Source organism: Streptomyces sp. NBC_01788, assembly GCF_035917575.1.
In the GTDB taxonomy this organism is placed as follows: domain Bacteria; phylum Actinomycetota; class Actinomycetes; order Streptomycetales; family Streptomycetaceae; genus Streptomyces.
The window spans coordinates 3,915,459-3,938,528 of the sequence record NZ_CP109090.1; the positions used below are offsets into that span (position 1 = coordinate 3,915,459).

General features: G+C 72.1%; 17 protein-coding genes, 2 tRNA genes and 1 pseudogene. 10 read left to right on the forward strand and 10 right to left on the reverse strand.

Annotated elements, in window-relative coordinates; genetic code table 11:
• Positions 1-50: 50 nt before the first annotated feature.
• Complete coding sequence (locus tag OIE49_RS17785) at positions 51-971, forward strand: RNA polymerase sigma factor SigF (protein WP_100570440.1); 921 nt, start codon at positions 51-53, stop codon at positions 969-971.
• 202 nt (positions 972-1,173) lie between these two features.
• On the opposite strand, the gene OIE49_RS17790 is transcribed toward OIE49_RS17785, so the two are convergent.
• Positions 1,174-1,368, reverse strand: coding sequence for a hypothetical protein (locus OIE49_RS17790; protein ID WP_199836732.1), 195 nt, complete (start codon positions 1,366-1,368; stop codon positions 1,174-1,176).
• A 273-nt stretch (positions 1,369-1,641) separates the two neighbouring features.
• Here OIE49_RS17790 and OIE49_RS17795 point away from each other — a divergent pair, with 273 nt between their 5' ends.
• The 3 genes from OIE49_RS17795 (at position 1,642) to OIE49_RS17805 (ending at position 5,683) form a co-directional block, all read left to right on the forward strand.
• Complete coding sequence (locus OIE49_RS17795) at positions 1,642-2,136, forward strand: MarR family winged helix-turn-helix transcriptional regulator (RefSeq protein WP_326803180.1); 495 nt, start codon at positions 1,642-1,644, stop codon at positions 2,134-2,136.
• A gap of 14 nt (positions 2,137-2,150) precedes the next feature.
• Positions 2,151-4,715, forward strand: a complete 2,565-nt coding sequence (locus OIE49_RS17800) for an MFS transporter (RefSeq protein WP_326803181.1) — start codon at positions 2,151-2,153, stop codon at positions 4,713-4,715.
• Positions 4,716-4,861: 146 nt separating this feature from the next.
• On the forward strand, positions 4,862-5,683 hold the full coding sequence (locus OIE49_RS17805) for a YceI family protein (RefSeq protein ID WP_326803182.1): 822 nt from the start codon (positions 4,862-4,864) through the stop codon (positions 5,681-5,683).
• 31 nt (positions 5,684-5,714) lie between these two features.
• On the opposite strand, the gene OIE49_RS17810 is transcribed toward OIE49_RS17805, so the two are convergent.
• Together OIE49_RS17810 and OIE49_RS17815 are read right to left on the reverse strand one after the other, a co-directional pair.
• Positions 5,715-6,425 carry a GAF and ANTAR domain-containing protein gene (locus OIE49_RS17810; protein WP_326803183.1) on the reverse strand — a complete coding sequence of 237 codons (711 nt, stop codon included), beginning with the start codon at positions 6,423-6,425 and terminating at the stop codon, positions 5,715-5,717.
• Positions 6,426-6,468: 43 nt separating this feature from the next.
• The gene (locus OIE49_RS17815) at positions 6,469-7,191 is read right to left on the reverse strand and encodes a GAF and ANTAR domain-containing protein (protein ID WP_326806260.1); all 723 of its coding nucleotides are present in this window, start codon (positions 7,189-7,191) and stop codon (positions 6,469-6,471) included.
• 179 nt (positions 7,192-7,370) lie between these two features.
• Here OIE49_RS17815 and OIE49_RS17820 point away from each other — a divergent pair, with 179 nt between their 5' ends.
• Complete coding sequence (locus OIE49_RS17820; protein WP_326803184.1) at positions 7,371-7,844, forward strand: PPOX class F420-dependent oxidoreductase; 474 nt, start codon at positions 7,371-7,373, stop codon at positions 7,842-7,844.
• Between the two features lie 44 nt (positions 7,845-7,888).
• Here OIE49_RS17820 and OIE49_RS17825 read toward each other — a convergent pair whose 3' ends face one another.
• From OIE49_RS17825 to OIE49_RS17840, 4 genes are all read right to left on the reverse strand, one after another.
• Positions 7,889-8,653 carry a TetR/AcrR family transcriptional regulator gene (locus OIE49_RS17825; RefSeq protein ID WP_326803185.1) on the reverse strand — a complete coding sequence of 255 codons (765 nt, stop codon included), beginning with the start codon at positions 8,651-8,653 and terminating at the stop codon, positions 7,889-7,891.
• A 168-nt stretch (positions 8,654-8,821) separates the two neighbouring features.
• Positions 8,822-10,312, reverse strand: a complete 1,491-nt coding sequence (locus OIE49_RS17830) for an MFS transporter (RefSeq protein ID WP_326803186.1) — start codon at positions 10,310-10,312, stop codon at positions 8,822-8,824.
• A 111-nt stretch (positions 10,313-10,423) separates the two neighbouring features.
• Positions 10,424-11,161, reverse strand: a complete 738-nt coding sequence (locus tag OIE49_RS17835; RefSeq protein WP_326803187.1) for a response regulator transcription factor — start codon at positions 11,159-11,161, stop codon at positions 10,424-10,426.
• A 180-nt stretch (positions 11,162-11,341) separates the two neighbouring features.
• Positions 11,342-12,238, reverse strand: coding sequence for a DUF2797 domain-containing protein (locus OIE49_RS17840; protein ID WP_326803188.1), 897 nt, complete (start codon positions 12,236-12,238; stop codon positions 11,342-11,344).
• Between the two features lie 473 nt (positions 12,239-12,711).
• Here OIE49_RS17840 and OIE49_RS17845 point away from each other — a divergent pair, with 473 nt between their 5' ends.
• On the forward strand, positions 12,712-12,852 hold the full coding sequence (locus OIE49_RS17845) for a hypothetical protein (protein ID WP_326803189.1): 141 nt from the start codon (positions 12,712-12,714) through the stop codon (positions 12,850-12,852).
• Between the two features lie 669 nt (positions 12,853-13,521).
• On the opposite strand, the gene OIE49_RS17850 is transcribed toward OIE49_RS17845, so the two are convergent.
• Positions 13,522-15,048, reverse strand: a complete 1,527-nt coding sequence (locus tag OIE49_RS17850) for an FAD-binding oxidoreductase (protein ID WP_326803190.1) — start codon at positions 15,046-15,048, stop codon at positions 13,522-13,524.
• 210 nt (positions 15,049-15,258) lie between these two features.
• Between OIE49_RS17850 and OIE49_RS17855 the strand changes: the two are divergent.
• Positions 15,259-16,062 (forward strand): annotated as a pseudogene (locus OIE49_RS17855) (DUF3631 domain-containing protein); the annotation flags it as partial.
• A gap of 11 nt (positions 16,063-16,073) precedes the next feature.
• Positions 16,074-16,349 carry a tyrosine-type recombinase/integrase gene (locus OIE49_RS17860; RefSeq protein WP_326803191.1) on the forward strand — a complete coding sequence of 92 codons (276 nt, stop codon included), beginning with the start codon at positions 16,074-16,076 and terminating at the stop codon, positions 16,347-16,349.
• Between the two features lie 80 nt (positions 16,350-16,429).
• Here OIE49_RS17860 and OIE49_RS17865 read toward each other — a convergent pair.
• Both OIE49_RS17865 and OIE49_RS17870 read right to left on the reverse strand, forming a co-directional pair.
• Positions 16,430-16,502: transfer RNA gene (locus tag OIE49_RS17865), tRNA-Arg, on the reverse strand.
• 197 nt (positions 16,503-16,699) lie between these two features.
• A tRNA-Ser gene (locus tag OIE49_RS17870) sits at positions 16,700-16,790 on the reverse strand.
• 194 nt (positions 16,791-16,984) lie between these two features.
• Between OIE49_RS17870 and OIE49_RS17875 the strand changes: the two genes are divergently transcribed.
• Together OIE49_RS17875 and OIE49_RS17880 are read left to right on the forward strand one after the other, a co-directional pair.
• The gene (locus OIE49_RS17875) at positions 16,985-17,500 is read left to right on the forward strand and encodes an SSI family serine proteinase inhibitor (protein ID WP_326803192.1); all 516 of its coding nucleotides are present in this window, start codon (positions 16,985-16,987) and stop codon (positions 17,498-17,500) included.
• A 397-nt stretch (positions 17,501-17,897) separates the two neighbouring features.
• A complete protein-coding gene (locus OIE49_RS17880) occupies positions 17,898-23,021 on the forward strand; it encodes a hybrid sensor histidine kinase/response regulator (protein WP_326803193.1) in 5,124 nt (1,707 codons plus the stop codon).
• Positions 23,022-23,070: the final 49 nt, after the last annotated feature.

The following is a 23,070-nucleotide window of genomic DNA, read 5'->3' on the forward strand; positions in this document are numbered from 1 at the left end:
CCTCGTCAGAGAGCGTGGCCGCGACCGTCCCGCGACCCAGAGGGGGTGGCATGTCCGCAGACCAGGGCAGCTCCAAGGTGCTGACGCTCACGAAGAGCGAGACGCCCTCCCCGGCGCTCGAGCCGCTCGACGCCCTCGACGACGTGGCGGCCCTCGAGGCCGCTCCCGCCCCGGCTGCTCCGGCCGCGCCGGCCCTGCCGGCCTCGGAGACCATCGACACCCGCACCCTGTCCCGCTCCCTGTTCCTGCGGCTCGCCGCACTCGACGAGGACAGCCCGGAGCGCGCCTACGTCCGGGACACCCTGATCGAGCTCAACCTCCCGCTGGTCCGTTACGCGGCGGCCCGCTTCCGCTCGCGCAACGAGCCGATGGAGGACATCGTCCAGGTCGGCACCATCGGCCTGATCAAGGCGATCGACCGCTTCGACTGCGAGCGGGGCGTGGAGTTCCCGACCTTCGCGATGCCGACGGTCGTGGGTGAGATCAAGCGCTTCTTCCGCGACACCTCGTGGTCGGTGCGCGTGCCCAGGCGCCTTCAGGAACTGCGTCTGGCGCTCACCAAGGCCAGCGACGAGCTCTCCCAGAAGCTCGACCGCTCCCCGACCGTCACGGAACTGGCCACCGTGCTGGGCGTGTCGGAGGAGGACGTGGTCGACGGCCTCGCGGTCGGCAACGCGTACACCGCCTCCTCGCTGGACTCCCCGACCCCGGAGGACGACGGCGGCGAGGGCTCCCTGGCCGACCGCCTCGGCTACGAGGACACGGCGCTGGAGGGCGTGGAGTACCGCGAGTCGCTCAAGCCGCTGCTGGCCAAGCTGCCGCCCCGGGAGCGCAGGATCATCATGCTGCGCTTCTTCGCCAACATGACCCAGTCGCAGATCGGCGAGGAGGTCGGCATCTCTCAGATGCACGTCTCCCGGCTGCTGACCCGGACGCTGGCACAGCTGCGGGAAGGACTCATCAACGACTGACCCGCACGGTCCGGCGCATCCCGCCCGGCGGGGCACCGGACGCGCGTCGGGCAGCACGGCGTGAAGCCGTGGTGATGCCGACTCCTGGCCGCCGAGGCGCCCTTGCGGGCGCGTCGGCGGCCGCGGTACGTCCGGGAGCCGTTTCCCGGCCTCGCATGGGGCGACAAGGCCGGCGGAGTCGTACAGAGAAGAGTGGTTCGCCCTACTTGAGCGCGAGCCAGGCGACGGCCGCGACGACCGCGACCAGGACGACGACACCGACGATCAGGCCGGTGCGCGGGCCGGAGGAGGCCTGCTGCTGGGTGCTCTGAGGGGGCGCATCGTCGACGAACGCGCGGAACATCTGGGTGCTGCCGGCGGGGTCGTAGTTGCCCTGCGGGCCCTGGGTGTTAGCCATGGCCCGAGACCCTAGCGAAAACGCTGCCGCCACCCAAGCGCGGGGCCCGGCACCGCACTTGGCGGGAGTCCCGGAGAGGGGCGGTCCGACGGACTTCCGGACGTGCCTGGTGCGCATCGTGGTCCCGGACCGGCGGACCACACCTCACCTGCGGATTTACATTAGCCAATACTTGCCTTTGCCAACTTTTTGCGCCACCAGGGCCCGATTTGTTTGCCTGCGGCAACCAACCACCTCTACGGTTGCCCCGAGCAACGAATTCGGGGAGGTGTGATGGCCGAGCAGGCGCAGTACGAAGAACTTGCGCGTCAGCTCAGTGCCGTCGGTGCCGTGAAACGGGACATGGGGCGGATACTGCCGCCCCACTGCCCGGCCGGCTCGGCCGCCGTGCTGACCCTTCTCGGCCGCCACGGGGACATGCGCATGAGCAGGCTCGCCGAGCTGCTCGCCGTGGACATGTCGGTGACCAGCCGGCATGTCGCGCACGTCGCCGCGCGCGGCTGGATCGAGCGGATCCCGGACCCCGCGGACAAGCGTTCGCGCATCCTGCGCCTGACGCCCGCGGGCCTCGACCAGCTCGACGAGCTGACCCGGCGGAGCACCCGCCTGCTCAGCGAGCGGCTGAGCGACTGGACCGACGACGAGGTCGGCCAGCTGATCCGGCTGATGACGCGCCTGCGCGACAGCTTCGGCGACTGCCGTTCCGCTCCGGCCCGGATCCCCGCGCCCGTTGCCCCCGACACCACCCGTACACCCGCAAGCACGTAAGAAAAAGGAAGCCCATGGCAACGACCACACCAGCCGGTGTGCGGGCTCACGCCAAGCACGGGGGAGGCTCCTCCGGCAGCGCTCCGATGACGCACCGGCAGATCATGGAGGCGCTCTCCGGGCTGCTGCTCGGCATGTTCGTGGCGATCCTGTCGTCCACGATCGTCTCCAACGCGCTGCCGCACATCATCGGTGACCTCGGCGGCGGCCAGTCCGCCTACACCTGGGTGGTCACCGCCGCCCTGCTGTCGATGACCGCGGCCACTCCCCTGTGGGGCAAGCTCGCCGACCTCTACAGCAAGAAGGCGCTCGTCCAGATAGCGCTCGTCATCTTCGTCCTGGCGTCGGCCTGCGCGGGCCTGTCGCAGAACCCGGGCATGCTGATCGCCTGCCGTGTGGTGCAGGGCATAGGCACCGGCGGTCTGTCCGCCCTCGCCCAGATCGTCATGGCCGCGATGATCTCGCCCCGCGAGCGCGGCCGTTACTCCGGCTACCTCGGCGCCACCTTCGCCGTGGCCACCGTCGGCGGCCCGCTGCTCGGCGGTGTCATCACCGACACCTCCTGGCTCGGCTGGCGCTGGTGCTTCTACGTCGGCGTGCCCTTCGCGGTCATCGCGCTGATCGTCCTGCAGAAGACCCTGCACCTGCCCGTGGTGAAGCGCGAGGTCAAGGTCGACTGGGGCGGCGCGTCCCTGATCTCCGCCGCCGTGTCGCTGCTGCTGATCTGGGTCACCTTCGCCGGTGACAAGTACGCGTGGCTGTCCTGGCAGACGTACGCGATGGTGGCCGGTTCGATCGTCCTCGGCCTGCTGTTCGTGCTCGTCGAGGCGAAGGCGAGCCAGCCGATCATCCCGCTGCGCCTGTTCCGCAACCGCACCATCACGCTGGCGTCGCTCGCCTCGCTGTTCGTCGGTGTCGCGATGTTCAGCGGCACCGTGTTCTTCAGCCAGTACTTCCAGCTCGCCCGCGACAAGTCCCCGACGATGTCGGGCGTCATGACCATCCCGATGATCGGCGGTCTGTTCGTCTCCTCCACCCTCTCCGGGCAGTTCATCACCCGTACCGGCCGGTGGAAGGGCTGGCTGGTCAGCGGTGGCGTGCTGGTGACGGCGGGTCTCGGCCTGCTCGGCACCATCCGCTACGACACGGAGTACTGGAAGACGGCCGTCTTCATGGCCCTGCTGGGTCTCGGCATCGGCATGATGATGCAGAACCTGGTGCTGTGCACGCAGAACCAGGTCGCCCCGAGCGACCTCGGCTCGGCCAGCTCCACGGTCACCTTCTTCCGTTCCCTCGGCGGTGCGGTCGGCGTCTCCGCGCTCGGCGCGGTGATGGCCCACCGGATCACCGACTACGTCAAGGACGGCCTGGCCGACCTCAGCCCGAAGTACGCGGCCGCCATGTCCGCCTCCGGCTCGAGCGACACCATCCCGGACATGAACGCGCTGCCCAAGCCGCTGCGCACGGTCATGGAGAGCGCCTACGGGCACGGCATCGCCGACATCTTCCTGATCGCCGCCGCGCTGGCGGCGGTGGCCTTCCTGATCACGCTGTTCATCAAGGAGGTCCCGCTGCGGACCAAGGGCGGGATGGCGCAGAGCGCCGAGGCCGAGTCCGCGCCGGTCGACCCGGCCGCCGCCCCCGTCGTCGCCGAGGCCCTGCCCTCCGAGGCCGCGGCCGGCTCCGCCGGGGAGCGGGTGCCCAGCTGGGCGATGGCCGCCTCCCCCGCCGAGGGCGCCGGGACCGGTCCCGAGGGCACGCAGCACCTGACCGCCGTCGCCACGGTGGCACCCGGTGCGCCGGGTGCCGGTGCCGGCGGCGGGATTCCGGTGCACGGCTTCGTCCGGGGCGTGGAGAGCGCGCCGGTGCCGCAGGCCGCGGTCACGCTGATCTCGCTGGCGGGCCGCCAGCTCGGCCGGTCGGTCGCGCAGGCCGACGGCGCCTACGCGGTGGACGCGCCGGGCGCGGGCTCGTACGTCCTGATCGCCTCCGCCGACGGCTTCCAGCCGCAGGCGTCCACCGTGGTCGTGAGTGGCGAGCCGGTGGCGTACGACATCCTGCTCAGCGGCACCAGCGGGCTGGGCGGTGTGGTCCGCGCCGCCGGGTCCGGGCTGCCGGTGCAGGACGCCATGGTGATCGTCACCGATGTCCGCGGCGACCTGCTGGCCACCGGGACCACCGGGGAGAGCGGCGAGTTCTCCTTCGCCGAGCTGGTGCCGGGCGCGGTGACCGTCGCGGTGAACGCCGCCGGGTACCGGCCGCGCGCGCTGCCGGTCGAGGTCGGCGGCACCGGGGTCACCCGGGTCGAGATCGACCTGAAGGCCGGGGCGCAACTCCAGGGCGTGGTCCGCGCTCCGCACGGGCCCCTCGCGGACGCCAGGGTGACCCTGGTCGACGCGGCGGGCAACGTGGTCGGCACATCCACCACCGGCGCGGACGGGGCGTACGCCTTCACCGATCTGAACGGCGGTGACTACACCGTCATCGCGACGGGCTACCCGCCCGTGGCGACCGCCCTCACGGTCACCAACCGCGGTGTCGACGACCACGACATCGAGCTCGCCCACCCGGGCGAGTAGCCCCGGGCCAGGGTGCCCATGAGGCCCGGGCGGGATCCCGGGTCACGGTCCGGCCCGTGGCGGGGCGCGCTCCGAGGGGAGTCGCGCCGCGCCGCGGGCCGGTCGCCTTCCGACCATTTTGCAAGGCTGCGCAGGGAGAAAACGGGATGGGACTGACCGCGAGGATCCGCACCCGGGACGGATGGGCCGTGTCGCACGCGGTCGTCACGATGACCGACATGACGGGCACGCAGGTGCTGCGGGCCGAGGCCGACGCGGAGGGCGCCGTACGGGACACGACGGCGCTGGCACCGGGCGCGTACACGGTCATCGTCACAGCGGTCGGGTACGCGCCCGCGGCCTCCAGCGCGATCGTCACCGCGAGCGGCCGGGCCGAGGTCGGCGCGGTGACGCTGGCCCGGCAGGGCGGCGCCGAGCTGCCCCCGCCGGGGCCGTGGACCATCGACCCGGCGCACTCCTCGGTCGCCGCGATCGCCCAGCACCTGGGGATCTCCAGCGTGCGCGGCCGGTTCACGGACTTCGCCGGCACCGTCGAGATCGCCCCCGACGACGTCACCAGGTCCCGGGTGGAGGCGGTCATCCGCGCCGGCTCCATCGACACGGGCAACGACATGCGCGACGGCCACCTGAAGTCCCCGGACTTCCTGGACGTCGAGCGGCATCCGCAGATCACCTACCGCTCCACCGGTGTGACCGCCGCCGGCTCCGACCGCTGGACCGTCCACGGCGAGCTGGGCATGCGCGGCGTGGTCCGCCCGGTCGACCTCGACCTCGCGTACCTCGGTACCGGCGCCGACCCCTGGGGCGGCACCCGCGCCGCCTTCCGCGCGACGACCGAGCTGCGCCGCGAGGACTTCGCCATGAACTACAACCAGGTCCTCCAGGCCGGTATCGCGGCCATCGGCACCACCCTGCGGGTCGAACTGGACATCCAGGCGGTCCAGGGCACCGTGCTCCCCGCGGCGTAGTCGGCGTGGTCCACCGGACCCTCGGCCCGCCCTACCGGCCGCCCGGCGGCGGGCGGCCGGTGTCCGTGACACGGGAGACCAGGTCGGCGGCCAGGTCGCGGAGCTTGGTGTTGCGGTGCTGGGAGATACGGCGCAGCCGCTCCAGGGCCCTGCCCGCGTCGACCCGTTCCCGGGCCATCAGAACGCCGATCGCCTGGTCGATGACGCTGCGGGACAGCAGCGCCGTGCGCACGTCGGGCACGGCGGCCCGGTCGCGTTCGAGGCGCAGGGCGAGGTCCACGGCGTCCGCGGCGCGGGCGGCGAAGGCACGGGCCTTGTGCCGGCCAGCCCGGAGCGCGCCGGGCTCGGCGCCGTAGAAGTTGATCGCGGCGCCCGTCTCACCGGTCACGACGAGCGGGAGCGCCAGTACGCACCGCACCCCGACGGACAGCGCGTACGGCGTGTACGCGGGCCAGCGGGTCTCGGCGGCCAGGTCGGGCGCGTACTGCTCGACTGCGGTCTCGGCGGCGGTGACGCACGGGCCGTCACTGTTCTCGTACTGGCGCAGGTCGAGGCCGCCGGGCAGGCCGCCGCTGCCCGCCAGGGTCAGCAGCCGGTCGTCGCGGCGGACGGTGATGCTGCACGCGGCGGCGCCGGGCACGTCCTCGACCGCACGGTCGGTCAGATCACGCAGCAGCGTGTCGAGACCGCCGCTGCGTACGATCGCCCGCTCCAGCGGGTCAGGGGTCGTCTCGGGGCTCATGGGGTTGCGTGTGTCCCCCTGTCGCCAATCAACTCATGGTCGTTCATGTGGCGTTGTTCGCATCGACGATCCGGCGGGCGAGGTCGCGCAGCTTGACGTTCTCCCGCTGCGAGGCGCGCACCAGGCTGTCGAAGGCCTCCGCCGCGTCGATGTTCAGCCGCTCCATGAGGATCCCGGTGGCCTGGCCGATCAGGTCCCTGGTGCGCATCGCCTCGGTGAGCTGCTCGCGCACGGTCACCGAGTCCAGGGCGAGGCTGACGTGCGCGGTGAACAGCCGTCCGACGCGCGTCGCGGCGTCGTCGAAGACGCCCGGCTTGCGGGCGTAGACGGTGAGCACGGTCAGCCGCCGCTTGTCGGCGCGCAGCCGCAGCGCGAGCGCGGAGCGCAGGCCCAGACCGGCCAGCGACGCGCCGCCGTTCTCCGCCTCACTGTCCGCCAGGTGTACGACAGGCGCATGCCACAGATGGTCCCAGTACGACTCCGGGCCGCCCCCGTCACCGGACGCCTCGGCGGTGCGCACGACCTCGTCGGTCCAGGCGACCGCACTGCGGCCGCTGCCGCGCTCCAGCACCGAGATGCCCGCGTGCTCGGCGCCCGGCAGCAGGCCCACGGCGAGCCGTACGGCGGCTCGCATGGTGCTGTGCGGGGTGGCCGTGTCGTGGAGTTGCTGAGCCGCCGTCGTCAGGGCTTCGGCCAGCTCAAGATCCCCCGGAAAACGGGGCAATTCAGAAAAGTCGGACGCAGGCACCACGAACCTCTTCGGCATGCACGGCCAAACGGCCATGCGCAGGAGAGCTCCGCAGCACATTCCCGACTGCGAGCACAGGACGAACAGAACTTTATCTCGTCCCACCCAGCAGGTTCCGCCTGGTTGACGGTCGGCCTCCGCCCCGCGAACCGGCGTCGAAGCCGCCGTCGGCGCAGGGCAGCCCCTAGGCTGCGGGCATGGCACCGGACATCGCGACCAACACCCGCGTCTCGCTGGATGAACTGCTGGACTTCGTACGCCCCCGCCACCGCGCCCTGCTGCTGACCCGGCGCTCCGACGGGAGCCCGCAAGCCTCACCGCTGACCTGCGGAGTCGACGACTCGGGGCGGATCGTGGTCTCCACCTATCCGGAGCGGGCCAAGACCCGCAACGCCAAGCGGGACGAACGGGTCGGCATCGTCGTGCTGAGCGACGAGTGGAACGGGCCGTGGGTGCAGATCGACGGAACGGCCGAGGTGATCGACGCGCCGGACTGCGTGGAACCCCTGGTGGAGTACTACCGCAACATCGCGGGCGAGCACCCGGACTGGGACGAGTACCGGGAGGCGATGGTCCGGCAGGACAAGTCGATCATCCGGATCACTCCACGGCGCTGGGGCCCTGTGGCGACGGGCGGGTTCCCGGCCCGGCTGGCGCCGGGCGACGCCTAGTCAGCCGCACACGTGGCGGCGGGCGCGGTCAGCCACAGGGGTGGTCAGTCGCGGGCGACCATCGCCTCGATGCCGGCGACCAGCAGGTCCAGGGCGAAGGCGAAGTCGCGGTCCAGCATCTCCGCGACCGTGTCGCCGCCGCGGGCCGCCATGAGGATCGCGGACTCCCGGAGCACCTCCGCGGCGTCCGGGGCGCGGGTCGCCGCGCTCATCGCGTGCCGGAAGTAGTCGTCCGGGGGCATGCCCGCCTCGGCGCAGCGGGCCACGAAGTGGCCCTCGATCGTGCCGTAGCCGTACACGAACTGGAGGACGGCGGAGATCGCCCCGGTCAGCCGCTGCTCGGGCAGTCCGGTACGGCGGATGATCCGCTGCACCGTGCCCGAGAAGGCGAGCGAGTTCGGGCCGATGTTGAGGAACGTCCCGGCGAGCGGCGACAGCCAGGGGTGGCGCACAAGCAGCGCCCGGTACTCGGCGGCGAGCCGGCGCAACTGCTCGCGCCAGTCCGCCTCCTCGTCCGGCTCGGGCAGCCGCAGCTCGCCGAAGGCGGCGTCGAGGGCGAGTTCGAGCAGGTCGTCCTTGGTGTCGACGTACCAGTACACGGACATCGCCGTCACGTTCAGCTCGGCGGCGAGCCGGCGCATCGAGAACTTCGCCAGCCCCTCCGCGTCCAGCAGCCGCACCGTGGCCTCGGTGATCCGCTCCCGGTCGAGACCGGACGGCTGCCCGCCGCGCCCGCCGCGGGGCGCCTTGCCCTCCAGCCAGACGCTGGTCCGCGCCGCGCCCTTGGCTCCCTGGGCTGCCTTCACCATGGCGCACCTTCCTCGACTCCTGAACCGCCGGCCGTACCGACGCGCCCGCGGGGCGCGCAGGGCGGTGCCGCACGAGAGAGGCCCCAGGGCCGCTCGTTTGGATCATGCCGGGCTCACGGGCCCTGGCACCGCGCCCTGATCCGGCCTGATCCGAACGAAAGACCCCAACTAGTGGGCCACCACCAACCCCGAGTCTGCCCGCTCGGCGCGGCGGAGCAACGCGGCGGCCAGCAGACCGCCGAGCAGCACGGCCACCGCTCCGACGAGCTGGCTGGTCCCGAGCCCGGCGGAGAACGCGTCGGTCACCTGCCTCCGTTCCGCGGCCGACCCGGCGGCGGCCAGGGCCACCGGCAGGGACACCGCCGCGAACCGGGAGTTGAGCACCGCTCCGAGGACGGCCACCCCGAGCCCGTTGCCGAACTCCGCCAGGGTGCCGTTGATGCCCGCCCCGACGCCCGCCTTGGCCGGCGGGATCGCGCTCATGATGGCGTGGGCCATGGCCGGGTTGGCGATCGCGCAGCCCACGCCGATGAGCAGCAGTCCCAGCAGGGTGCCTGCGTATCCGCCGGAGGCGAGCGTGGCGATCGACACCAGCCCGCCGGACATCAGCACCATGCCGAGACCGACCGCCGCCGGGGTGCCCAGCCGCGTCGTCCACCGGGCCGCGAGTCCGGTGAAGTTCAGCGCCACCACCGCCAGGGCCAGCGGCGCGGTGCGCAGTCCGGCCTCCAGGGGGCCGTAGCCGAGGACGAACTGAAGGTGCTGGGTGAGCAGGAACAGCGCGCCGCCCATGCCGAAGGTGATCAGCACCACCCCGGCGACCGCGCCCGTGAAGCGGCGGTCGCGGAAGAAGTGCATGTCGAGCATGGGATACGGGATCCGGCTCTCGTAGAGCGCGAAAAGGGCCAGGACCGCCACCGCCACGGCCGCCGTGACCAGCACCCGCGTCGACGTCCAGCCGTGCGCGGGGCCCGAGATGATCGCGTAGACCAGCGAGGTCATGCCGATCGTGGACAGCAACGCGCCGAGCAGGTCGGGCCGGTCGCCTCGGGGGTTCCTGGACTCCGGGACGAGGACGAGGACCGCGACCAGGCCCAGCAGGGCGACCGGCAGGTTGATCAAAAAGATCGCGCCCCACCAGAAGTGGTCCAGCATGAAGCCGCCGATCAGCGGGCCGATCGCGAAGCCGAGGGCGTTGACCGCGCTCCAGATGCCGATGGCCTTGGGGTGCTCTGCCGGGGCGAAGATCTGCATCGCCACGGCGAGCGTGGTGGTCAGCAGCAGCGCGCCACCGACGCCCATGCCCGCGCGGGCGGCGATCAACTGCCCGGTGGAGTCGGCGAACGCGGCGGCCAGCGAACCGATGCCGAACAGGACCAGCCCCGCCACCAGCATCTTCTTGCGGCCGTACCGGTCGGCGGCGCTGCCCGCGGTCAGCAGCAGCCCGGACTGCACGAGCGAGTACGCGTTGATCATCCACTGGATGTCGGAGGTGGCCGCGCGCAGCTCACGGGTGAGGGACGGGATCGCGACGTTCAGGACGGTGTTGTCCAGCAGCACGGTGAGCTGGGCGAGGCAGATGACGCCGAGGATCAGCCAGCGCTGGGGGTGGCCCTGGGCGGCCGGGGAGGAGGTCTGCTCCGGCGAGGTCGTCGACATGCTATACACCGTATAGGGCCGTCTGTACGGCCCTCCGGCGGCTTGGGTGGCGGCGGACGGACCTCAGCGCGGCGACGGACGGACCTCAACGGCGCGGCGCGAGGCGCCCCCTCACGCGGCGGGCTTGATCAGGTAACCGGCCCCCCGCCGAGTGTGGATCATGGGTTCCCGGCCGGCGTCGATCTTGCGCCGCAGGTAGGAGATGTACAGCTCGACGACGTTGGCCTGCCCGCCGAAGTCGTACGACCAGACACGGTCCAGGATCTGAGCCTTGCTGAGCACGCGCCGCGGGTTGCGCATCAGGAAGCGCAGCAGCTCGAACTCGGTGGCGGTGAGGTGGATGTCCTCCCCGCCCCGCGACACCTCGTGGCTGTCCTCGTCCAGGCTGAGGTCGCCGACCACGAGCACGGAAGCGGAGCGCCGGTCGGCGGCACCCGAGCGCCGGATCAGCCCGCGCAGCCGCGCGACGACCTCCTCCACGCCGAACGGCTTGGTGACGCAGTCGTCCCCGCCCGCGGTCAGCCCGGCGACGCGGTCCTCCGCGGCGTCCTTGGCGGTCAGGAAGAGGACGGGCACCCCGGGCAGTTCGCCGCGCAGCCGGCCCAGGACGGTGAGGCCGTCCATGTCGGGCAGCGTCATGGACAGGACGACGGCGTCGGGCCTGAACTCTCGCCCGGTCCGGACGGCGCCCTGCCCGTCCCGCGCGCTGCGGATCTGCCAGCCCTCGTAGCGCAGGGCCATGGACAGCAGATCGGTGATCGACTCCTCGTCGTCCACCACAAGCACCCGGACGGGGCTCCCGTCCGGCCTCAGCAGTTCGGTGTGCCCCTGGGGCGAGGTCGTGGTCATGGGGGACAGCCTTCAGGGAGCCTCTGAGAGCAGACTTTCACCTGTCTGTGATTTCTCTGAGAAACCCACAGGCGGCTCTCAGGAAGAGCCTGGGAGCCACGTGTCCCGACCGCAGCGGCCCCTGAGGCCCCGGCGGTCCGGAAGTCTCCCTCGTGGCAGGGCACTTCCGTCCCGCGGGCTTCAGAACAAGCCGTCCTGCAGCCCGTTCTGCCGCCCGCCCTCCATGCCCGCCGGATTCCGCAACTCCCGTACCGGCATGGTGAATCCCACACCGTGGGCGGGCCGCAGCTCCCAGCCGGCCATCAGCCGGGTGTCGAGCACGACGACCCCGCCACCGGCAACCAGGTGCAGATCGGGCCCGGCGGCCGCGATCAGCTCGCCGCTCACCATCCCGCCCGCGACGAGTTCGGTCACCGCGCCCACGGCGGCCGGCAGATCGGTCAGCCCGAAGATCCCGGCGTGGTCGACGGGCCGGAAGGGCTCACGCTCCAGCGACTCCGGCCAGCCGCCGAGCGCGGTGGCCCGCGCGTGCAGCTCTTCGATCTCGGCGGCCCGCTCGGCCTCGGTCACCGGCAGCGCGGACCGTACGGCCCGCTTCTCGGCGTACGGAATCCGGTCCGGGACCCCGAGCGCGGCGCGCAGCAGCTCCTCGGTTCGCCGCGCCGCCATGAGCGGACCCGCGCCCAGCCAGCTGAAGCAGACGGCTCCCTGCTCAAGCAGCCGCGCCGAGCCCCGCTCGACGGCCGTGATCCCGGCCTTGACCATGCCGGGCCCGAACCACGCCAGATATACGTGGTAGGGCCGCGGGTCGTCCGCGAACGTGTCCGCTGCAACGGAGTGCGCCCGGTCCAGCCGGGCACATTCCTCGCACCGCGCCCCCGCGCTCCGCCTCGGCACCGCCGCCCGGAGCGGACACGCGTGCCCCCGCGCTCCCACGCATGTACGCACTCCCCCTTCCGCGACCTCGAAGGCCACCCGCTTCCCCCACGGCAGCGCACTCGGCCGCCCGCCGTCCCACACCAGCACAGGACCGTCCGCGGACCACCGCATCCCCGAGCACTTCCACACCCGCGTCATCCCTTGCGAGAGTACGGGGCCCCACTGACAACACCCCGACCGCGAGCGCGGGGTACCACCAACCCGACTTCCCCGTCCTGGGATCCGTCTGCCAGTAGCACCCGAGGAACCAGTACGCCGAGGTGTCGTCGGTGCGCTGATAGCCCCTCAGCATCCGGCCGAGGGCCCGCTCTGGGGGAGGCACCTCGGTCCCAGGCGCCAGCCGTTGAGGTCGTAGCGCTGGTATTCGGATGGTATTCGGTCTGCGGGGCGGTGTTGCTTCCACGGCTGCGCTGCGTGGTCGGGCAGCGCGGCGCGTTCTTCCCAGGGCGAAGGCGTCACGGACGGTCAACCGGTCCGCGAGGGACTCCTGGTTCGCTGCGAGTGGTTAGGCTCCGGCTATGGGATCAGCGCGGCCTGGTGAGTCTGCGGGCAGGCAGAGCTTCGGGAGCCGATGGCAGGCGGTCTGCGGCGGAGTGGTCAAACGGCCGTGGTTGTTCTTCAGCTGGCTCGCCCTCGCCGCTTTGGTGGTGGGAGCGCAGCACTGGGTGCCGCAGCCGTGGTCGGCGGCCGCCTATCCGATCGCGTTGATCACTGCCCTGTGGCTCCTCGGCCGGGCAACGCCCAGGAAGTGAGCCCACCCCCGAACACGGTCGCCGTCGGCCACTGCCGTCAGGACAAACGCCAGAAACCCTGTGGATCACTCCACAGGGTTTCTGGCGTGCTGTGCACTCGGCAGGATTCGAACCTGCAACCTTCTGATCCGTAGGCGCGTGCAGGTCGCAGTCGATCAAGTCGCAGAAGCCATCCAATGCACCAACGTCGCACCTTGCTTCAGGTAACCGTCCGTGACTATGCACCGCTGTCCGCGCTTGTTGATGTCAGCTGCTGATGTCAGCACCGCGCGTCCGCGCCGAGGACCGCATCCGCGCCGCCCGTTCCACCGGCCTGCGCAACCTGCCCTGCACGACACGCCCCAGAGCCAGATCTGGCTGGAGATCATCCAGATCGCCCTCGACCGGCTCGAAGCTCTGCCCAACCCTGGCTGACCAGCAGCATCCCATCCCTGCTACCAGCACCATCACAACCGGAGCCGTGGAACCCGGCGCCCACCCGGCACGACAGCCGGACCATCAGCCCTGCCCGCAAGCAGAAATCTTCACTCTGAACGAGCAAAGGGATCGTCAGCAAGCTGACGATCCCTCATGCAAGATCGAGGCTAACGACACCCCTTCGACTGCACGGGCCCTTCTGCGTGAAAGGCCGAGCCTGACCGTAGCGGGGCCCCGACGGCGAACTGTCGATCAGCGTGACGCGGGCGGGATGCTCTGCTCGTACTGGAAGACGTTGTAGGGGTCGTACTTCGCCTTGATCTCGCGCAGCCGCTCGAAGTGGCGTCTCCCCCAGTAGGCGGTCTCCCACTCCTGCATGCCGACGTTCGGCACGTTGACGTAGGCGCCGTCCACGAAGCTGCGCATCGCCTGGCTGAATTCGGCGGTCCAGGCCTGGCACGTCGAGGTGAGCGGGTCGCAGACGCCTGGTGTCGTTGAAGGAGTCCCCCAGGCTGCGCCGATCTCGCCGTAGAAGATCGCGTCGCGGTGCACGAACGCGGTGCCGCCGCGGGGCTCCTTCTTGATCGCCCCGCCGAAGGCATCGACGAAGTAGTTGCTGTCCTCCGTGGGAGCGTTTCGCATGTAGTAGCCGATGACGTCGATCGCCTTCTTCGGGAACAGCTTCTTGGCGAACTGCGAGAAGAACTTCACGTTGGCGGGCTCCTGCGAGCGCGGGACCTGGGCTCCGGCAAAGATGGGGCCCCAGTTACCGACCTGCACCTTCACATCGGGCGTGCCGATCGACAGGATCGGGGCCAGCATCTTTCTGGCCTCTGCCGCCGTGCCCTCCGCGAGCCACGCGAACAGCAGGATCTGCGACTTGTGGATTTCGACTTCGGATCCGAGGCGGTTGTCGGCGAACGGTACCGTACGCTGCCATGCATCGAAGATCCCATGCAGGTCCGTAAGGCCGTCCCAGGTCGCCTGCACATAGGCGATGCGCTTGAGCGGGTGCACCTTGTAGGTGAGTTGCGTGACGATTCCGAAGTTGCCGTTTCCCGCCCCACGGAGCGCCCAGAGCAGGTCTGAGTGGTCCTTCAGGTCGGCATGGATCACCTTGGCGCAGTCGCGACCCGACGGGACGACGACCTCGGTCCCGATCAGGCTGTCGCAGGCCATGCCGAGCCAGCGGTTGAGGGGGCCGAGGCCGCCGCCGACCGTCGCACCGACCAAGCCGACGCTGCCCTCGCTTCCGGTCGTGACCGCGAGGTCCCGCTTGGCGAGCGTCGTCACCGCTTCCAACTGGGTCAGGCCGGCGCCGACCGTCGCGATACGAGCGTCGGTGTCGATGTGGACCGACTTGAGCTGGCTGACGTCGATCACGATGCCGTTGTCGATGTTCGACCAGCCCTCAAGGGCGTGGCGGCCGCTGCGTACCCGCAGTGCGACGTTGTGCTGCCGCGCCCAGGTGAGGGCGTTCACCACGTCCTGGGTCTTCTGGGCGAAGACGATGACCAGCGGGTAGTGAGAGAACAGCTGGTCGTAGTCGATGCGGTCATCCGTGTACGAGGCGTCACCGGGGCGGACGACGTGACCAGTCAGCTTCGCCGGCGGACATCCCGACGACCCTTTAGCCGGGTCGCCCGCGGCCAGAAGGCCCGAGGTGCTCGCGGCCGCAATGTCCGGCGCGCCTGCGGCCGTAAGGCCCGGGACGACGATCGCCCCGGCGCCGGCGGCCGCTGACGCCCTGAGCAGGTAGCGGCGGGAAAAATCGCTCAAGGTCCAGATCCTCTCGATCGGGCTACGCCGGTACGCGGCTGAGGGAGCCCTTACCCGCCAACCGCCGGGCAGTCCTTTGTGGTCGACCCCCGCACGGTAACGGGGCGGCCATGCGGTGTTTCCCGACACGCCAATTGAGGACGATGACGACAGCCTGAAGGAGTAACTCAGCGGGATCCCGTCATAACCGGTTTGGGATGCACCGCGTTCGAGCCCGGGTCCGGGAAGACGCGGGCGCTGGAGATCGTGGAAACGCTCGTGCCGCAGCCCATGACGGCCGTAAACGCGTCCGTCGCAGCCCTGTTCCGCAGCGTGTCCAGCGGGAACGGCAAGCCGACGATCCTTTTCGACGAGATCGACACCGTCTTCGGCCCCAAGGCCGGGGACAACGAGGAGCTGCGCGGCTTCCTGAACGCCGGACACCGGCGTACCGGCGTCACCTACCGGTGTATCGGCGACGGCGGACAGCAGACCGTGCAGGCGTTCCCCTCCTACTGCGCCGTCGCGGTCGCCGGACTCGGCTCGCTCCCGGACACAATCCTCAGCCGCTCCGTCATCATCCGCATGCGCCGGCGCGCACGGAACGAAAAGGTGGAGCCCTTCCGGGCCCGCGTCCACGAGGCCGAGGGCCACAAGCTCCCCGACCGGCTTGCCGCATGGGCCGAACACGCCCGCGGCTTCGTCATGGGCGCCTGGCCGGAGATGCCCGACGGCGTCACCGACCGGCCGGCCGACGTGTGGGAACCGCTGCTCGCCATCGCCGACGCCATCGGCGGCCACTGGCCCGAGCGGGCCCGCGCCGCGTGCGTGACCCTCGTGACCGCCTCCCGCGCCAACGACAAGGGCAGCATCGGCGTCCGGCTGCTCACCGACCTGCGCGACCACGTCCTGACCGGCATCGACCGTCTGCCCGCCGTCGCGATCCTGGACCGGCTCAACGCCCTGGACGATGCCCCGTGGGCCGACCTGCACGGCAAGCCGCTCGACAACCGGCGCCTGTCCCGGATGCTCGCGGCCTGAACCGGATGCTCACCATCCTGTGCCGGGACGCCGGCGTACGACGGGTGCGGGTGCACGACCTCCGACACACGTGCGCGTCGCTGCTGCTCGCCCAGGGCGTGGACGCTCGCACAATCATGGAAACGCTCGGGCACAGCACGATCACGATGACGCTGGACACCTACGCGCACGTGATGAGCACGACGCTCCGGGCCGCCGCCGCCCGGATGGACGACGCACTGGGCCTGGACGAGCCGGCGGAGGAATCAGACGGCGATCAGGAGCCGCACGCCGAGGAGTAATCGTCACTTCGGGCTGCGTTGATGTCAGCCATTGATGTCAAAGGCCCCTCAGGATGATCCTGAGGGGCCTTTGACCTGTGTGCACTCGGCAGGATTCGAACCTGCAACCTTCTGATCCGTAGTCAGATGCTCTATCCGTTAAGCTACGAGTGCTTGTTCTGCTTTTCGTCTTCGCTTCGGTCCCTTCTGGGCCCCTCGCGGCGACAGGAAGAACATTACATGACTGCCGCCGCCATGTGAAATCCATTCCCCCCACCCCTTGTGACCTGCGGAAACAAGGTTGAAAGCGAGCCGGAGCCGGTAACGCCGAAGCCCCGGTCGGGAGAGACCGGGGCTTCGGTGATCATGCGCGGAGGCGGAGGGATTTGAACCCTCGATGGGCTTTAAGGCCCAAACCGCATTAGCAGTGCGGCGCCATAGACCGGACTAGGCGACGCCTCCAGCACTACCGCTCACGCGAGCGCGCGAGTGGTGCGTGCAGATGATGACACAGCCGAGTGGGGTGTCACCAATCGCCCCCTACGGTACTAGGCCGGTGGGGCCCAGGGCAAAGCCGTTCTGCCGGCGTGGGCCGGCCGGTGGCCGGGGTGCCGGACGGGGCGCAACGTCCCGGGGCACGAGGCGTTAGTCCGGGCATGACGCAGACCCGATCTTTCCCCGTGCGGCGTTCCGCGCTCGCGCGGACGCTGGCCCTCGGCGCCTCCGCCGTACTGGCCGGGCTCGCCTCGGTATCGGCCGTGCCCGCCGCCTCCGCCGCGGCGCCGCCGCCCGTCCGGGCCGAGGACCGGGCAGGCGACCACCTCACCGTCACCGTCCGGCACGCGGGAGTGGGCCGCGACGGGACGTACAGGCTGTTCTGCCACCCGGCCGGGGGCAGTCACCCGGAGGCCCGGCGGGCCTGCGACGTGCTCGACCGGAACACGCGCTGGGGGCAGGAGCCCTTCGCGCCGGTGCCCGACGGCAGCGTGTGCACCATGCAGTACGGCGGGCCGGCCACCGCCCACATCACCGGGACGTGGGCCGGACGCCGCGTCGACGCGACCTATGACCGCAGCGACGGCTGCCGGATCGACCGCTGGAACCGGCTCGTGCCACTGCTGCCCGACCTCAGCGCCCCGAGGCCGACCACGGCGTCCCGCGCCGGCCTGTAGGCCAGTAAGAGGGGACGGACGCGGAGTCCCGCTATCGGCGCGTGGGCGGGGACCGCCAGGAACGGGTGGGGCGCCCCGTACCGGCCGGTGGACGGGGACGGGCGCGGAGTCTCGCGCCCACGCGGCGGCCTGGGGCCGACGCGTGGGCGCGTGTACTGGTGCGTAGGCGTCCACCGCGGGTGTCGTGGGCAGGGAGTGCGTAAAGGTCTCGCGAAGGTCGTGCGAAGCCAAATCGTCCGGTCACAGGTTCGACGTCAACTCCGCGTGCGACCTCCCTCTCATCCGGCATCGCGGCAGCAACCTCTGCGCATAGACTCCCTCGCGTGACACGCTGCGGGCCGGTTGGCAAGATGGCCCCCGCGGTCGGCAAGGTGCGGTGACAGGGAGGAAGCGTCTCGTGAGCAGCAGGCCATCCCGAGGCGCTGCTCGCCTCGCTGCCATACTCGACGCGCTGCCCGATGCGCTGGTGCTGGTCAACGCCAACGGCACCGTCGTCAACGCCAACACCATCGCGCTGGAGGCCTTCGAGACGCCGGGGACGGCCCTCGTCGGGCGGGGACTGCTCGATCTGCTGCCGGAGTTCGACTCCAAGCTGATCCCCGGCTCCATGCGGCGGCCCGACCACATCGACCCGCGCGGGCGGACCAAGCCGACCCGGATGACGGCGCGGCGCACCGACGGCTCGGAGTTCCCGGTCGAGGTCACGAGCGCGAATCTGGAGAACAGCCAGCAGGCCTACGACGGCCACGGCTACAGCGGCGACGAACTGCTGATGCTGGTCGTCCGCGATCTGTCCGGCACCGTCGACACCGAGGCCGAACTGGCCCGTTCGCAGCGGCAGACCGAGATGATCCTGCGGGCCGCCGCCGAGGGCGTCGTGGGCACCGACACCGACGGGCGGATCGTGCTCGTCAACCCCGCCGCCGCCCAGATACTCGGCTACCGGGCCGGTGAACTCGGCGGCCGCGAGCTGCACACCCTCGTCCTGCACTCCCGCGCCGACGGCTCCCCCTTCTCGTACGGGGAGTCCCCGCTCGCCGACACCCTGCGCTCCGGGCGCAAGCACCGGGTGCGCGGGCAGGTGCTGTGGTCCAAGTCCGGCGACAAGGTCTCGGTCGATCTGACCACCGCGCCGGTGCGCGACGGCGACCAGCTCGTCGGCGCCGTGATGACCTTCACCGACCGGCGCCCCTACGACGCGCTCGCCGACGAGAAGGCCGCCGACGAGCAGCGCCACGAGGAGCGGCTCGATCAGCTCGCCGAGGACCACGCCTCCGAGCTCACCGCCCTGCGCCAGCAGCACGTCACCGAGATCGAGGAGCTCACCGAGCGGCACGCGGAGCAACTCGCCGCGAACGAGGAGCGCTACGCCGCCCTCGGTGAACGGGAGAAGGACCGCTACGAGGCGCTGGCCGGCCGGCACGAGCAGTTGCTGACCCTGCTGGGCGGCTCCCTGCGCGGCCCCCTGGACGAACTGCGCCGCGAGCTGGCGGCCCTCGCCGCCGACGACGCCGGGCAGCTGTGGCCCGAGGCCAACCAGGTGCTGCATCACCTGTCGGCCGGGTACGCCCGGATCACGACGCTGATCGACAACGTCCTCGGCTACCAGCGTCTCGACGCCGGCAGCGAGGAGATCATCCGGACGAACGTGATGCTGGACGCGGTCGTCGCCGCCGGTGTCGACGGCGCCGTCGAGCTGATCGGCCCCGGGCGGGTGCAGTTCGCCGTGCACGCACCGCCCATCGAGGCCGAGGTCGACCCGCGGCGTCTGGCCACCGCGCTCGCGCACCTCGTCGCGGACGTCGCCGGCGTGGACGCGACCGGGAACTCGCCCGTCTCGGCGGGCGGTTACATGGACAACACCGTCGTGGTGGCGGCGGCGCAGCGCGGTGAGGTCGTCCGGATCGAGGTGCGCGGGCCGTACGCCGGGGGAGACCCGGTGCACGAGCCGATCGTGCGCGGGATCGTCCGGGCGCACGGCGGTGTCCTCCAGACCCACGAAGTACCGGGCATGAGCGGCAGCGCGTACGTCCTGGAGGTGCCGCTCGGTGGCGGTGCCGGCGTCGTCGCGGCCCCGGCCCCGGCGCTGGTCCAGGCCCTGGAGCCGGCTCCGACTCCGGCGGAGCCCGCCCCCGCGGAGCCCGCTGTGCCCGAGCAGCCTGCGAGCGGCGGGCGGCGGAGGGCCCGGCGGTCCTCGACGGACGCGTTCCTCGAGAGCGACGGCGACGCGGAGGCCACCGGGGCACCGGCGGCTCCGACCGGTCGGCGCAGGCGGCGGGCAGCCGAGCCGTCCCAGGAGGCCGGGCAGGTTCCGGACCAGGGCGCGGACGGCTCCGGCGGTACGGGACGGCGGCGCGGACAGTCCGCCGACGACGCGGCGGGCGTGTCCGAGGGTGCCGTGGTCATGGCGGGCGAGCACGCGGCGGGAACGGCGGCCTCGGGTACGGGACTCGGCGGTACGGTGCCGCCGCAGGGCGTGCCCGCGTCCGCCGAGCGGCGGGAGACGAGGCAGCCCCAGGCACTGCCGGCGGCGCTGCCCGCAGCGGGCGCTGCCCAGCCCGAGGCAGCACAGGCAGAGGCTGCGCAGACCGAGGCGACGGGCGGCGAGAGCGCGGTGGCTGCCCAGCAGCCGAGCGGGCGCCGTCGGCGCGCCCTGGCCGCTACCACCGAGCGTGCCGCCGCACAGGAGGCGGCCCCGCGTCCGGTGTTCGCCCTGCCGCCCGCGGAGGCGGACCGGCCCGGCGGAGGCCCGGAGGCGGCGCAGGGTGCCGTTGCCGTCGTTCCCCTGGGGAGCGACGGACAGCACGACGCCGTGTCCCACGATCAGGCCGACGACCACACGCCGCCGCAGCCACATCCCACGAGCGCGCCGACGGGACGCCGGCGGCGGGCGGTGGCCCAGCCGCAGGACGGCGCGGCAACCGGCGCGACTCCCGCGCAAGATGCGCCGGGTGTGCAGGGTGTGCAAGGGGCCGCTGGTGCAGCCGGTGCCCCCGGTGTTCCCGGTGCGCCTGCCGGGGCCGTTCCCGTGCCCTTGCCGGGCGCGCCCGCGCAGGGTGCGGCGGGGGGCGTCCAGGCGCTCGCGCAGGCCGTTCCGCAGGTGAGAGCGGGTCAGCCTGCCGTGCCTTCAGGCGTGCCTCAGGGGGTACCGGTACAGCCCACCCCGCAACAGGTGGCTCCCGGTCAACCGGTCGCTCCCCAGGGTGTGCCCGGACAGCCCGCGGCGCCGCAGGGGCTCCCCGGCCAGCCCGCAGTACCGCAAGGTGTTCCTGCTCAGTCCGCCGCGCCGCAGGGGGTGCCCGGACAGCCCGTACCGCAACAGGTGACTCCCGGTCAGCCCGTCACGCCGCAAGCCCTGCCCGGCCAACCCGCAGCGCTTCAAGGCCTGCCCGGACAGCCCGTCATGCCGCTGGGTGCGCCTGGGCAACTCGCAGCACCGCAAGGCGTTCCTGGCCAGCCCGCAGCGCCGCAAGCCGTTCCCGCTCAGCTCGCAGCACCGCAGGGCCTGCCTGCTCAGACCGCCGAGCCGCAGTCGGTGCCGGGGCACCCCGCCCCGCAGGCGGTCCCGGGACAACCCCCCGCCGCACAAGTGACCCCCGGTCAGCCCGTCACGCCACAAGGCCAGCCCGGCCAACCCGCAGCGCTTCAAGGCCAGCCCGGCCAACCCGCAGCGCTTCAAGGCCTGCCCGGCCAACCCGTCATGCCACAGGGCGTGCCAGGGCAGCCCGCCGCACCGCAGATGGTTCCCGGTCAGCCGGTCACGCCCCAGGGGCTGCCCGGCCACCCCGCCATGCCGCCGGCGGTGCCCGGACAGCCGGGCGCGGCGCCGCAGGTTCCCGGGCAGGCGCTGCCCGCGCCGCATCCGTCCGGGCAGGCGGTCCTGCCCGGACAGGTGCCGTCGCCGGAGCACGGGGCCGCGGGCACGGCGCCCGCTCCCGCGCTCGGCATCGCCGGTCAGCCGCTCCCCCCGCAGCCTCCCGCACTCGCGCGCGTGCAAAGCCCCGGCGCCCAGGCCCCGGCCCCCCAACCCCCCGCCGGGCCGCTTCCCGGACAGCCCGTTCCCGCGCAGGGCGTCCCGGCTCAGCCGGTCCCCGCCGCGCAGCCGGTGCCCGGCGCGGTCGGCGGCCCCGTACCGCCGAACGCCATCGGTGCCCCCATGCCTCCGGCGCAGGCCGTTCCCCAGCAGGCAGCCCCTGCCGCTCCCGGCGTCCCGGCCGGCACCGCCCTCCCGCCCGAGCAGGCGGCGGGACAGCCGGCCGTACAGGCCCAGCCCACCGGGCAGCAGCCCGGCCTCGGCACCGCGGTCCCGCGTGCGGCCCAGCCGTTGCCCGCCGAGGCCGCCGTGCCCGTCGATCCCCACTCGACGCAGGGGCGGGCGATCAGCGTGCGTACCCTGGGACAGGGCGTGCCGTTCGTCCGGCAGGCGGCACAGGCGCAGGCACCCCAGCCGCCGTCCGCCACGCCGCCCCCGCAGACGTCCGGCGGTTCCGGCCGCCGCCGCAAACTGGGCACCCGGCCCGACCCGGCCGCCGCACCCCAGCAGACCCCGACGCCACCGGCGCCGATGCAGGCACAGCGGCCGGAACAGACGGCCCGCCCGCACCCGTCGGCCGAGCAGCCCCCCGCGCAGCCCTCCCTGGGAGGACCCGTCGTGGCGCCCGGCACCGAGGGAGGCGGACGGTCGTACGCCATCGGGGCCCCGGACGAGAACGCCGCCGAGGGTCCCGAGCCGCTGGACGGTCCCGGCGGCGCGGTGGAGGTCGCGGACCCCCCGCGGCCGCAGCCGATGGACGACGAACTGCCCCCGGAGCCCCTGGACAACCCGCGTCGGCTGCTGGTCTGGCCGGCCCCCGACGTCACCACCCAGCAGGCGCTGAGCGACCGCGGCTACCGGCCGGTCATCGTGAACTCCCGCGAGGAGGTGGACGCGCAGATCGCGGCCTTCCCCGCCGCCCTGTTCGTCGACCCGCTGACCGGGCCGATCACGCGCACGGCGTTGCAGTCGCTGCGGCAGGCGGCGGTCGCCGCCGAGGTCCCGGTGCTGGTCACGGCCGGACTCGGGCAGGCGGCGCGCGAGGAGGCCTACGGCGCCGACCCGGCCGTACTGCTGAAGGCACTCGCGCCGCGCGACAGCGAGCAGCACCCGCCGCGGGTGCTGCTGATCGAGGAGCACGCGGAGATCGCGCTGGCGCTGACGGCGACGCTGGAGCGGCGCGGGATACAGGTGGCGCGGGCCGCGAGCGACAACGACGCGGTGACGCTCGCCGGGCAGTTCCGGCCGAACCTGGTCGTGATGGACCTCATGCAGGTGCACCGGCGCCGGGCGGGGATCCTGGACTGGCTGCGGGCGAACGGGCAGCTCAGCCGCACCCCGCTGGTCGTCTACACGGCCTCCGTCGACCAGGCCGACCTGCCGCGGCTGGCCTCGGGCGAGACGGTGCTGTTCCTCGCGGAGCGGTCCACCAGCGACGAGGTGCAGAGCCGGCTAGTCGATCTGCTGGCCCGCGTCGGCACCAACTGACCAACCGGCCAGGCCACATCGCGTACGACGCCGGGCGGGGAGCCTTCTC